Annotated in this window: 8 protein-coding genes; 3 read left to right on the forward strand and 5 right to left on the reverse strand. The window is 49.9% G+C overall.

Features of this window, described 5'->3' with window-relative positions:
• Positions 1-432 precede the first annotated feature (432 nt).
• The 3 genes from SGI97_09140 to SGI97_09150 all read right to left on the reverse strand — a co-directional run bounded on the left by SGI97_09140 (position 433) and on the right by SGI97_09150 (position 4506).
• Positions 433-2559 (reverse strand): prolyl oligopeptidase family serine peptidase, encoded by a 2127-nt coding sequence (locus SGI97_09140; protein ID MDZ4724049.1) that lies wholly within the window; start codon positions 2557-2559, stop codon positions 433-435.
• 94 nt (positions 2560-2653) lie between these two features.
• Positions 2654-3088 carry an SWIB/MDM2 domain-containing protein gene (locus tag SGI97_09145; protein ID MDZ4724050.1) on the reverse strand — a complete coding sequence of 145 codons (435 nt, stop codon included), beginning with the start codon at positions 3086-3088 and terminating at the stop codon, positions 2654-2656.
• 218 nt (positions 3089-3306) lie between these two features.
• The gene (locus SGI97_09150) at positions 3307-4506 is read right to left on the reverse strand and encodes a metallophosphoesterase (protein MDZ4724051.1); all 1200 of its coding nucleotides are present in this window, start codon (positions 4504-4506) and stop codon (positions 3307-3309) included.
• Positions 4507-4764: 258 nt separating this feature from the next.
• Here SGI97_09150 and SGI97_09155 point away from each other — a divergent pair, with 258 nt between their 5' ends.
• A complete protein-coding gene (locus SGI97_09155) occupies positions 4765-4992 on the forward strand; it encodes a hypothetical protein (protein MDZ4724052.1) in 228 nt (75 codons plus the stop codon).
• A gap of 84 nt (positions 4993-5076) precedes the next feature.
• Here the strand turns inward: SGI97_09155 and SGI97_09160 are convergent, their stop codons facing one another.
• Entirely contained in the window at positions 5077-6591 is a 1515-nt protein-coding gene (locus SGI97_09160; protein ID MDZ4724053.1) for a carboxypeptidase M32, read from the reverse strand.
• A gap of 646 nt (positions 6592-7237) precedes the next feature.
• Complete coding sequence (locus tag SGI97_09165) at positions 7238-8467, reverse strand: glycosyltransferase family 87 protein (protein MDZ4724054.1); 1230 nt, start codon at positions 8465-8467, stop codon at positions 7238-7240.
• Between the two features lie 253 nt (positions 8468-8720).
• On the opposite strand from SGI97_09165, the gene thyX reads away from it, so the two are divergent.
• A complete protein-coding gene (gene thyX / locus SGI97_09170) occupies positions 8721-9575 on the forward strand; it encodes an FAD-dependent thymidylate synthase (GenBank protein MDZ4724055.1) in 855 nt (284 codons plus the stop codon).
• An 887-nt stretch (positions 9576-10462) separates the two neighbouring features.
• Positions 10463-13425 (forward strand): hypothetical protein (locus SGI97_09175; GenBank protein MDZ4724056.1); only part of this gene is annotated, 2963 nt, incomplete at its 3' end.

Here is a 13425-nt window from a genome sequence, read left to right on the forward strand (position 1 = left end):
GCTCCTCGCAACGAATCATTGTAGTGTCATTCCAGTCCGCCACGCCTGCCCGCTGTGGCGGGGCGGAGAATCCATCTTCTATTCATTCGGGTATGCCACCGCTCATAGTGGGTTCTAATATGTGGCCTGCACATTTATTTACCCTGAATTCCAGCTTTCGCTGGAATGACAATGTGAGGTTACACCACCGATAGTGGCGGACGGTGTGATTTGTTCTTTACCCTCTTCCCCTGGGAGAGGGGAGGGTGAGGGCGTATTCGTGAGGAATACAGAATCGCCGAACCACGGGGGTTCGTCGCCACAAGAGGAAGAGAAGATGCCCTGGTTCCCGGATTGCGCCGGGATGACATTGTGCAGTTGTCAGGATCACGGGGACCACTGACCTACGAATATTGGGAAATACAAGATTGCACCCCAACCCCAATCCGGAATCTATTCTGTTCTGAAACTGTCCGGCCAATTCGAATGCTTGAATCTAAAAAAGAATGCCAGAATATCTCTCTCCAGTAAAATCTTTCTCTCTATAAAAGAATGTATTGCCGGGTCGTGCGCCTTTTGACCAAGATAAAAGGCTGGATAGTTAACTGAGATTATCGATTGTATGGAAGCAGTTATTTTGCGAGTGTGGGCGTCGTCTATGTAACTGGTTTCGTTACCGGTCACAAAGAGCATATCGGTGTAGTCTCTATATTGTACATTTTGACAAGGAGAACTGGCAAACAACCGAGAGAAATCGGTACTGTCCGATGAATAGCCAAGCTCGGATTCCCACAACCGTCCCAGTGAGAAATTCCCAAAGCGGACCAGATCAGCAAGCGGTGATTCACAAACCACTGAACTGAAGAGATTTGGCTTGTGTAACATGGCCGATATAACTGTCAACCCTCCGATGCCACTCCCAAAGATTGCCATCCTGGATGAATTTGTATACTTTTGCTCAGTCAGCCATTCTGCCGCCGCCACACAGTCATTGACAGCGATAACCCTATTCTCACTTACCGCCGCGCGATGCCACTCCGAGCCAAACTCACCCCCTCCGCGAAGATTCAGCACAGCGAGAAGACCGCCATTTTCAAGCCAGATCTGATTTATTTCGCTGAAAAATGGAAGCATGCTTTTGCCTTGGCCGCCAGGGGCGATAATCAGAGCCGCATGCGAACCATCGAGGGATAATCCTTTGCGGTGCGTGATAAACATCGGGATTTCAACGCTGTCACTCGATTGATACCAAACCTGTTTGGTTACGAATTGATCCCGCTTCATCTTATTTGCGCTTTCAACCCAGATTCCCTTGCTCCCGTTTGCGACAGAATACCAATAAATCTCCGGGGGGTGGACAAACGAACTGTACTCGAAAAAGAGAGTGTCGCTTGAGTAGAGACCCGAAGGCAGACCGATCGTTCCGATTTCTGAAAACGTGAACTCCCGAGTAAAGGCTCCTTCAAGGTCAAAGAACTTTAAGGCTGTGAGCACACCTTGGAGGTATCGAACACATATTTGGCTTCCAGAGAATGTCACGGCATCAATCACTCCGGCCTCTTCGGGTAAAAACTCGAGCCAGTTTTCCTGTCGCGGGTTTTGCGCTTCGACGACAAGAAGCCGCCCGTACGGGGCCTGCCAATCTGTATGCAAATAGATGCGATTGCCGAGAGCATAAGGAATAAATCGGGCGTCGATATTATTGACAACCGTAACAATCGAATCTGGTTTATACGGGTCGAGTAGATAAACCTCGGTGCGAAGCGCGCCAAAGCCGTGATGGACAGTCAGAGTAACATGACGGCCGAATTGAGATTTTGAGAGTGAGATGTATTTATTGCTTTCGTACCCTTGTCCAAATATAAGAGAGTCTGTCTGGGACGCCGAACCAATCCGGTGATAGTACACACGAGGGCCATCGATCTCCTGCCGGCTGTAATACAAGCCCGTTCTCTGAGGTGATAGAATTACCGAGCCTGCAAAATAGATCGACGCCGCAAGGCTATCAGGCAATGTCAGAGCTTTGTCGACATCGAATATTCGAATCGTTGTCTCTTGAGCGCCGTTGCTGCGCAGGGCATATACAAGGAGATTGCCTTCGCTCGAAAAATCAATAAGCTCTATAGTGGTGGAAAGAGCGCTGTCGATTATTTTCGGGTCGAGAAGCATTCGCTCGGCTCCATCCACACCAATTCTCATGTAGAGCGCAGGAAGAGCCGCGCCTGCATTTCGTTTGAGATAAAAAAATCGTCCGTTGGCTTCGCGCGGCAGTTCTGTTTTTTCTAACGCCTGGAGAACCTGCAGACGGTGGAGGATATCTCCGTTTAGGTCACTTTGACTCAGGCAGGCACGGGCATAAATATGTTGGGAGTCCAGCCACTCTTGCGCTTTTTTGCCCCCCCCGTTTTCGAGCCAGCGAAATGGATCAGTTACTGTGATGCCATGAATGGTTTCGATAACTGTGTCCGGTTTGCCAAATCCCTGTACATGGCCGGTGGTGCAAAATTCGGTGGCAAACGTTTCAGTAGGAATTATTAAAGCAAGGAGAATAAGCAGTCGGGAAATGTTAGCGCGAATCATGCGCTGAATATAACATGAATATACATTTCATACGGTAAATAAAAAGGCCGGTCTGTTTTTACAGACCGGCACGAATAATCAATACGCACGTGATTTATTTCAGGTGCTTGGAGACCAATTTGGTCATTTCAAACATTGAAACTTTTGTCTTGCCACCGAAAATCTGCTTGAGTTTGTCATCGGCATTTATCATACGACGATTGACATTGTCTTGCAGTTTGTTGCTCTTGATATACGCCCAAAGCTTTCTTGTGACTTCAGTGCGCGGGATCGGCGAGTTACCGACCACTGCGCCGAGTTCAGGCGAGAGCGACATCGGACGCATAAACGCCGCATTCGGTTTGCGTTTTACTTTTGGCTTCGCGGCTTTTTTCGCGACAGCTTTTCTCGGAGCGGCCTTACGGACTGGGCTCTTCTTTGCTGTGGCTTTTCTGGCTGGCGATTTCTTCACAGTCGCCTTGCGGGCTGTGCTCTTCTTTGCTCCGCTTTTCTTAGCGGCTTTCTTCGTTGCTTTCTTGGCTACTGCCATGTGTTGCTCCTTTACCCTAATGGTTGGTTAAGTGGTTTAAAAACCCTGTTTACTCTTACGCATCGATCTCTGACAAAACATCGAATGTGTTGCTCTTCGAGCTTTGTCATAGGTAAAGTGTATTTTGTTTTTATTTTCAGCGCAAGAAAAAAGAGCAATGAATCGTATTTTTTTGAAGGTTTTCAGAGGGAAAACAGGGAAATATAGGGATTTCTCGCCTATGCTTGCAGTGAAACCAGCTCGATAATTGGCGCTTCGGTCGGACATCCGAGGCGAAATGGGAACCAATGCCCCGCCCCACAGGTGGTATAGAGGCGGCTTTCACCCTGAGCATATTCACCCCAGAGGTATCTGTCGGGGAAATAGTTCTCGAAGATTGACCGCCCCATAACCCCCACCTGGCCGCCATGAGTGTGCCCGGCAAGAGTCAATGGTATGGAGCGCTCTGCCGCATAATCAAAGGCATCCGGCCGATGGGACATGAGAATAACAAAATCCTCGTCCTGTGCGGACTGGAGTGTTTGGTCGATTGTCCGCTTGAAAAAGGCTTCGTCCTTGGCTCCCATGCTTCGTGGGTCATCGATTCCGCCTATAAACAACTGTGAGCCTCCGACCGGGATCCGAAGCCCCTCGTTTACAAAGAGGGGCAGGGTCGATTTATCGAATATCCGCCGAACCTCCGTCACCCCTCGGAAATACTCGTGATTACCAAGGCTCGCGTAACAACCCAGCCTTGGTTTCATCTCATCTATCATTTTAAGCGCTTCAGGCAGCAAACGGAGATCGTCGGCTATGTCACCTGTCACAAGGATAAGGTCGGGCTTGTGTTCTGATGCCGAAGCGATTACCTGACGCAGGTCATCGAGGGTGACATAGTGGTACAGATGGAGGTCTGAAAGCTGAAGAATCTTCAATCCTTCCAAATCCTGCGGGAGCGATGTGAAACCAATTGGTTTCCTGACTATACTAATGGGACTAAATGCGTGCAAAGTTCCTCCGGTTGTTATGCCCAAAGTTGCCAACGGTACTACTGCCGCGGCGCCTTTGAGGAAAAGACGTCGACGCCGGTCAACATGTGAATCCTCTACGTTTCGATGTCGAACGAAACGGTCAATAAGACGATCTACCCAGTGCAGAATGCCGGAAATGGGAAGAGAAAGCATGAGTCCCAGTTCACTGAGGATAATAAGGCCGATAAGCAATCGAGCCACAACGGCAAGCCACATAAGCTGGTAGTATTCACCCAGAGCCCAGAGGCCAATCATGACCAATCCTGAGAGAGGGAGCCCCCAGGCAAGACGACGGATTACTTTCTTCTGCCACCATGATTTGTTTAGCGTGCGCAGGAGCAGAAGCTCTATCAGTCCCAGCGCCAAAATGAGCACACCGCCAAAGATTACAGGATAGAAAGTTCTCATAGATAATTTTACGAAACCAATACTGGAGAGTTGGGTTTCAGATCTACTATATCTATATATGGAAGGAGACGGATATGAGATCTAAACAAGGACATACCAGCATAGAACCATCCAAGAGATAGCAGGGTTTCAATAAGAGTGTTGTTTATTTGCAGTTTGATCTGTACCAATTGGCCGGTTCCATTATCGTTTTCTATTGCAGAAGCTTGATTTTCCGGCCTATTTGCGTATGTTGAAAGATAAGTGAGCAAGTAAGTAATGATTAAAACAGAAAAAACTAAATCGAGCAGGGAGTTGGCAAAACCGGCCAAAGCCCCATTTCGGGAACGTCTCAGGCAGAAACTTCGCTTTCCCAAGTCTTGGAAAGAAGTCAAATCCCGCGGCTGGAAATTTATCCTCGCCTTTTTCCTCTTTTATCTTATCCGGGACACGATTCTCTATATTATTATCCCGTACCTCATTTACGAAGGCATAATCAGCATCTAATCAAACAAAGCCTCACGACCGCGAGGTATTGGTTAACTCACTCGCGGCTCAAATTGCTGAGTTTTATCATACCACTCGTCGGCTCTATATCCCGTAGATTTCTCCGTATTTTTTATTCATATACTCTACAAGCGGTTTATGGGACAAGGTTTGTCCGGTCACTTTCTTCCCAAGTTCTTTGGCTACGAATCTTTTCCCATGCGTGTGGATATTCTTACGCAGCCAGGCGAGCAGTTTACTGAAATCCCCTTGAGCGAATTGACCCATCAAGTCGGGAATATCCTTCTTGGCTTGGGCAAAAAATTGTGCTGAATAGAGATTGCCGAGAGTGTGGGTCGGGAAATAACCAATCAATCCCGCGGACCAATGGACATCCTGAAGACAGCCGTTGCTGTCCTTGTCGACCGTCAGACCGAAATACTTTTTGAAGCGGCTGTTCCATTCGCCGGGAAGGTCGGATGCCTTGAGATCGCCGGACATGAGGGCGCGTTCAAGCTCATAGCGAAGCAAAATATGGAGATTATAGGTCGCTTCGTCAGCTTCGACTCTGATAAACGAAGGCGTGACATAGTTAATCGCGCCATAGAACTCGTTCAGGTCAACATCTTTGAGCGATTCCCTGAATATCCGTTTTGCTTGGGGCAGAAAATAAGCCCAGAACTCTTTGGAGCGGCCAACCTGATTTTCCCACATCCGCGACTGCGACTCATGGATACCGAGCGAGACCGCTTCGCCCATCGGTGATCCGAAATATTTATCTTTTTCTATACCCATCTCATACAACGCGTGGCCGGCTTCGTGCATTACACCAAAAAGGGCGTCGTTGAGGCGTTTTGGATTGTAACGCGTGGTGATACGGGTGTCGTTAATGCCAAAGCCGCTGCAGAACGGATGGGTGGTAATATCGAGCCGTCCGGCATCGAAATCAAAACCGATTGCCGCCGCAACCGCCTCGCCAAAGACTTTTTGGAGTTCGACATCGTATTCGCGCTCAACTATAGTAACATCGGGTTTTTTCTGCGCGTTTTTGACCCGCTCGACAAGGTCAACCAGATCGACGCGAAGTTCTTCAAAAACTTTTGAAATCTCATCGACTGTGGCGCCCGGCTCGTAAATATCGAGCAGGGCATTGTAGCGTTCACCTTGCCAGCCGTAGGCGTCGGCGACTTGGCGGGTGAGGTCGAGAACTTTTTCAAGCGACGGCAGAAACATTTTGAAATCGGATTTCTTGCGAGCCTCGACCCAAATACCTTGGGCAATTGTCGTCTCACGGGTTATTTCTTCAACGAGTTCTTTCGGCAGTTTGGTCGCTTTGTCGTAGTCACGGCGGATTTCGCGAATATTGACCGCTTCGACTGACTCGGGATTTTTCCCAAAGCCGTTGCTTTCGGCTTTTGAGAGCAGTTCGCCGATTTTGGGCGAAGTGAACTTCTCGTGGCTGAGTCCGGCAAGCACACCGAGCTGTTCGGCGCGGAAGGCCGAGCCTTTTTTGGGCATGTAGGTGCGTTCGTCCCAACCGAGGACTCCGCCGCATGATCCGAGCACGGCGACTTCGCGGGTCTGTTTGATTAGCTGCTGATAGGCTTCTTGGGCTGTCATTTTCTCTTGCTCCTTTACTCTATTGCATGGCGCAATTGGCGATTCTGAAATTATATGCGGCGAAGATACAAAAGGGGGATACAGAACGCAAGAGGGGGGGCCAGCCACGAAGTGTTGATATTCGTGCGGGCAGACACGACAAAATGTAACACATGAATCAAAGCAGACGCCCTATCCCGTCATTGCGAGTTTCACTTTCTTAAGTGAAACGTGGCAATCTCATATTCTCTTCCATACAGAAAAGACGTCAGGATCGCTGGGATCCTGACCTACTAATATCGGATAATATGAGATTGCCGCGCCCCCGCCGTGGAGGGTCGCGTCTGGGACGGCGCTCCTCGCAACGACATATTGGAAATGTCTTCTTTGATTCTTCGTGCGGGACGTCCCGGTCGCGCACCCTGTGACCGTCAGGTCATCCACCTGCGGCGGACTTCGGAAGCCTTAGCACCTATATCTTTGCTCAAGCAAGGACATAGCCAAGACCAAACGGAAGATTTAACTGAGATTGCCGCGCCCCCCGCCGTGGAGGGTCGCGTCTGGGACGGCGCTCCTTACAACAACACAGCCGGTGGTGTCAGGCGTCCCCGACGGAGCGGTTATCCCGTTCTCCTGAGCATGTTACAAAATAGGTAGTCTGACGTCATCAGGCCCGCTGTCTGTAACCTCGGACAATACAAGCCGGGCCTTTCAGTAAAAGAATCATCCCCACATAGATGCCAATCAGGCTGAAAAGACGTATGGGAGTGTCCTTGAGCCCGTGTCCAATGTGCAATCCGACAATGCATAGTATAAACAACAATGCCAACGAGTCATGGAACAGAGACTTTCCACTCTCAATCACATTCTGCCAATGGGCCACAATAGCGATATAGGGTACGACGAGGAGGAGCAGATGATGCGCCTCGGACATTGGGAAAGTGAGCGGAATTACCGTTACTATGGCGGCAAAGGTTACGAATCGACCCCACTTGTTTTCCCTCGTCCCTTTTTTGCGGCCATATAGAATGATCGGAGCGCAGAGCATCGCCGCAATGGCGCACACCACGGCGATTTTCAATGGAGGGTACCAGGCGATATGGAAGATGTAGCTCAAAGTGGAGAGAATTGAAAACGACTTAAAACCGCCCTCGAAATCCGAGCCGGTAATGGCTGGCATGACATCGCTCACGAAATATCGATAGTAATCCAGACTGTGTGGATTGACAAGCCACGGGATCACGACTGTGAAAAGCGCCATCAGCGGGAAAAAATAGAAAACCGTCCGATACTGCCGCATCAACAGCGGCAAGAGCAGACATAGACCCGGGGAAATTTTTATTGATGCTGCGGCTGCGAGAAATAGCGCTCCCCAGAACATCTTGTTTCGATCAATCAGAAGGAAAAAGGCGACAGTGCCTCCAAGGACGAACAAATTCACCTGACCGTTCAGGAATTCATCTTGGAAGGACGGATGAAGCATCACGACAATCAAACAGAGAGGCAGGAAATGTCTCTTGAGCGCTTCTATATGGGAGCGATCCCCGTACAAATATTTCCAGCATCCTGTCAAAGCAAAAGAGAAAGAGAGGCACAGACCGAGCGACCAGATAGCTGCGCTCAGTCCTTTGAGCGCAGCACCGGACATAAGCAACTGAAATGGCCAGACGATCAGCAAAAGAAAAAGCGGATAGATATATCGCCGTGATTCTGCGACATACGGATTCCCGCCGTTGAAAAAACAGTCGGAGGCCCGAATATAGGATGTGAGATCGATCGTATCGAACTTGTTGATATTTCGGATGCACTGGTAAAAGAAAAGCGCCAGCGAAGCCATCGCAGTAAAAATCACCAGATATCGAAGCAGAGAAATGATTTTCAGGGTGCGATCATTCACAGAGACAAGATAGTCCCCAACCGGAGCACAGTCAAACAATTCGAGTGACTTCTATGAAGCCGCTCCTCGCAGCGATTCAGAATCGACCGTTTGCTTTAATTTCTTGTGCCACACTCCACCGCGGCGGACGGTGTGATCTTTATCTTGGCAAGTACCGGGCGTCTCCTCGATATTTTCTGGCACTCCACCGCTTGCGGTGTGTCTTTAATATTTGTATTCTGTCACGAATTAGACTGCACAACAAAGGAAACCTATGCCACGCGTCCATACGCCCGAAGCCGATGCCTTGCTCGACAAAGAATTTAATGTCCTGGATCATGGCTTTGTCCGTCTTGTAGACTACATGGGTTCCGACGAAGCCATCGTGCAGGCCGCGCGTGTCAGCTATGGCGCCGGAACAAAAAAACTGCAGGAAGATCGCGGTCTCATCCGCTATCTGATGCGCCATAAGCACACCACACCATTTGAGATGGTGGAGTTTAAGTTTCACGTGAAACTTCCGATTTTTGTCGCTCGTCAATGGATTCGCCACCGCTCGGCCAATGTCAACGAGTACTCGGGCCGCTATTCGGTTATGAAAGAAGAGTTCTACCGACCTAAAGCCGAGGACATCCATTTTCAGTCAAAAACCAATAAACAGGGGAGGTCAAGCGATGCCGTCCCCGATGAGGTAAAGGCTGAACTGCGAAGCTACCTTGCCGAGTCCCAAAAACAGTCCTACCAGAAATATCTGGGGTATGTCGAAGCGGGACTTGCGCGGGAATTGGCGCGGATAGCTCTGCCGCTGTCGCTGTATACGGAATGGTATTGGAAAATTGATCTGCATAATCTCTTTCATTTTTTGCGTCTGCGGATGGACAACCATGCTCAGAAAGAGATTCAGGTCTATGCCGAGGTTATGGCTGGGATAGTGAAAAGCGTCACACCGATCGCTTTTCAGGCTTTTGAAGATTATAGCCTCAATGCGGCCATGTTCTCCGGACCCGAGCTTGCGATTCTGAAAGAAAATTTGTCTTCGTTTGATCCGGACATGGCGCAACTTGAATCGGCGGGATTGTCAAAACGTGAAGCGTCTGAGTTTATAGAAAAATTGAAAAGAATCAAGTAGCGGGGGCGCGGGAAGGCGCGGCGAGGAAGTACACCAGCCACGAAAATATGTGGTGCAGTCCGACCTGGCGGACTGCACGTCTATTTACCCTGGATACCCCGCCTTCGCGGGGTATGACATAATAAGAGGGAGCTGACTGTACGGAAAAGAGGCGTCAGTTCAACCACATGCGGAGGACGCCAGGCACTTCAAGACAGTCGGGCATCCGCTGCGGCGGGTTCTCTTCTTTTTGTAGCGATTCCGCCAAGGCGGACAGTGGTTCAGCGATTCTGTGTTCCTCATGAAAAAGCCTTCACCCTCCCCTCTCCCAGGGGTAGAGGGTAATATCGAAACTCACTACATGTCGTTGCGAGGAGCGGCTTCCCAGACGCGACCCTCCACGGCGGGCAGACGCGGCAATCTCAGCTCATCTTCTTCTCTTCCGTGGCGGGTTCGAAGACGGTTCCGCCCTAAGGGTGCGGGTCAGAGAAGCCCCGCACGAAAGATTTAAGAAGCCATCTTGCCCAAATCAGCCAAAACCGCAAAAAAAGCCAAAAAACCCCATAAAACGCCACTTTTCCCCTTGACAAGCAGGGGTTTGGCTGGTATGTTAGCAAGGTAGAGTTGGGTCATTGCGTGGTCGAAAGGTGTTCTTGGACGAGCATATACTTTCTTTATTCACCCGACTCTAAGACGATTTGAAAAATTAGGTAAACCATAGGTGATTGCATGAAAGATTGTTCATGTTCTGTATCTACAAAAACTAAATCTACGAGTTCTGGTCGACCGTTTATTGAGTTTTGTTTTCAAACTTCCATCGGCGATTCCGAAACTGTTCAGCGCCTCTCTCATTATTTTACAATCCTTCATTTCACTCGTAATAATTCTTTTTGTATACAGGTGGGGTCATGATTCACTCAAGAAAAAGCTGGACTCTTATGTCTGCCGTTTTTGTTTTCGCATGTTGTTGGCTGACAACCGCACATGCTCAACAGCTCAATTTGGCAAGCACTAAGCTTGTTTTCTCAACTGGCGTTCCCGACACGCTTTGCGCAAATTCTCAGGTTAATGTATGCGGGAAATTAACCCAGACCTGCCCCGGCGGTCCCGATATGCCGTTAGTTGGTCGTCCGATTATCTTTTTTGTTAATCCCGGCAACTGCGGGAACAATGTCGCCGTAAACGGCGATGACACGGTTCTAACCGATGTTAATGGCATTGCTTGCGCCACCCTGACGATTCCTAATACAGTTGGAAACTATGCGATTCGCATTAAATTTTTAGGTGAGAGCAAGCCTGGGCCATCTGACCCGCCCAATTCTGCCTGCGATACCACTGACAGAGTCAGTTTGTCGGCATCCAATGAATGCGAGACCTTTATTGTAACCCAAACAGCTCCGCCGATAGCGGACAATCCGGCCACTCCGGTCAATCTCTTCCAGTGTGTTGCCTCACAAGTTTGTTTCCAGTTTACGGCCTCTGGCGGTGGAACGCTGACTTGGACAAAAGCAAGCGGCTCAGGCACTCTTACTGCTGGCGGGCTGTGGTGTTTCACACCGGTATCGGCTGGCGCCTACTCAATTAGCGCTATCGTGGCTAATGCCTGTGGCGGAGCCGATACAACGAGCCTGACATATAACATAACTTTGAATGGTCCACCGGTTATCGCCTTTGGCAATGATACAACCATTTTCCAGTGCACACCGGCTCAGATCTGTCTCCCGTATACGGTGTCTGATCCGCAAGGGTTAGCCAAGCTGACCGAAGTCTTAATCTCCGGTTCGGGCACAATCGATACGGCCAATAACCGTGTCTGCTTAACCCCCCCCTCGGCTGGCTCATATCAGATAATAGTCTCGGTGACAGACTCATGTGGAGCAAGCGATAGGGATACTATTGTTGTGACGGTTGGTCTGAACTCGGCGCCTGTTGCCGCCAATCCCCCGTCAGTGACCGTATTCCAATGCGTAGCGGCTCAACTGTGCCATACCTTCACTGCCACCGATGTTAATGGTGGAACGCTCACTTGGACAAAACTCTCTGGTACTGGCACAGTGACTCCAGCCGGTCTGTTCTGTTTCACACCAAGTACTTCCGGCAGTTATAATGTTGTAGTAACTGTGGCTGATTCCTGCGGCGCTAAAGACACAACCAGTATCAGCTATACCGTGACAGTCAACAGTAACCCAGTAGCGGTCAATCCTTCAACTCCGGTGAATTTGTTCCAGTGCACAGCCTCTCAGGTCTGCTTCCAATTCACAGCATCTGATGTCAATGGTGGAGCACTTATTTGGAGCAAAGCAAGCGGATCGGGAACTCTCACGACTGGCGGTTTGTGGTGTTTCACACCCGTATTGGCCGGCGCTTATTCTATCAGCGCTATTGTAGCTGATTCCTGCGGTAGAGCCGATACGACGACATTGACATATAATATTACATTGAATGCTCCTCCGGTCATCGCCTTTGGATCTGACACAACTATTTTCCAGTGCACACCGGCTCAGATTTGTCTGCCGTACACGGTATCTGACCCGCAAGGGTTAGCCAAGCTGACCGAAGTTTTTATATCAGGTTACGGAGCGATTGATACGCTCAATAATAGAGTTTGCTTTACCCCGGCCTCGGCTGGCAGCTATCAGATGATAGTCTCGGTGACAGACTCATGTGGAGCAAGCGATAGGGATACTATTGTTGTGACGGTTTCAACTGGTGCGGCTGCTGACATTACCTGTCCTGTCGGCCCGATTCCGGTCTCGCTCTGCGATACCGGACAGGTCTGCTATGCCCTCGCTATCACCCCAGCTGGCGCGACAGTCACGACCAACCTCGGGACATATTCAGCTGGCCAGCTTTGCTTCACGGCCAATGCGAGCGGTACCTATAACGCTCAAGTTATCGCCACAACCGCCTGTGGCGCGGATACATGTAACCTCGTGTTCAATGTCACGGTCGGCCAAGCGGCATCGATTACCTGTCCTCCTTCAGCCAGCAAGTTTATTTGTTCTGCTGATCAGGTTTGCCTCCCGATGTCAGTTATAGGCAGCGGAGCGACTGTCACTGTTTCACCGATTGGAACATACGTGGCTGGCCAGGTCTGTTTCCAGGCTGATAGTTCCGGCGTGTATAATTTGACAGTGATTGCCTCTACAAGCTGTGGCGCAGATACTTGTCAGTTCACAGCTACCGTGACGATAAACTCAGCGCCAATAGCGGTCAATCCGGCTTCGCCTCTGAACGCCTTCCTCTGCGTCGCCGGACAGATTTGCAATCAATTTACCGCAACAGATGTCAATGGCGGCACACCGACCTGGACGCTTCTCTCAGGCGCGGGAACAGTCTCCTCCACCGGGCAGTGGTGTTTCACTGCAAGCGCGACTGGAAGCTATTCGGTTGTCGCCAAAGTTGCCGATTCATGCGGGGCGGCTGATACGGTCAATATGACCGTAAATGTTACAATTAATAGCGCGCCTGTTTTCTCGTTTGGGAATGACACGACGATAACTCAATGCGCTGTGGCTCAAATTTGTCTGCCGTTCACGAAAAGTGATCCGAACGGGAATATCGCGACAATAGAACTGCTCTCAGGCAGCGGTACTCTCTTTGCCGGAACCGGACTGCTCTGTTTTGTTCCGTCAGGCGAAGGCACCTTCCAGTTTATCGCGCGCGCGGTTGACTCGTGCGGAGCCGAAGATCGCGATACAATAAATGTCACCATTGACTTAAACGCTCCGCCGTTGGTGACTGTTGCCAACGACACTTCAATTTTCCTGTGCGCGCCGGCTCAGATTTGCCGTACCGCGTTCTGCAGTGATCCCGATAATAACCTTACCACGTGTGAGTTGGTTTCCGGGCCGGGTGCGCTCTCTGGGAA

It is taken from the genome of Candidatus Zixiibacteriota bacterium (assembly GCA_034439475.1).
In the GTDB taxonomy this organism is placed as follows: domain Bacteria; phylum Zixibacteria; class MSB-5A5; order GN15; family FEB-12; genus JAWXAN01.

Coding starts and splice junctions, on each gene's coding strand:
- SGI97_09140 (MDZ4724049.1), bottom strand. CDS start 2,559: ATGATTCGCGCTAACATTTCCCGACTGCTTATTCTCCTTGCTTTAATA.
- SGI97_09145 (MDZ4724050.1), bottom strand. CDS start 3,088: ATGGCAGTAGCCAAGAAAGCAACGAAGAAAGCCGCTAAGAAAAGCGGA.
- SGI97_09150 (MDZ4724051.1), bottom strand. CDS start 4,506: ATGAGAACTTTCTATCCTGTAATCTTTGGCGGTGTGCTCATTTTGGCG.
- SGI97_09155 (MDZ4724052.1), top strand. CDS start 4,765: ATGATTAAAACAGAAAAAACTAAATCGAGCAGGGAGTTGGCAAAACCG.
- SGI97_09160 (MDZ4724053.1), bottom strand. CDS start 6,591: ATGACAGCCCAAGAAGCCTATCAGCAGCTAATCAAACAGACCCGCGAA.
- thyX (MDZ4724055.1), top strand. CDS start 8,721: ATGCCACGCGTCCATACGCCCGAAGCCGATGCCTTGCTCGACAAAGAA.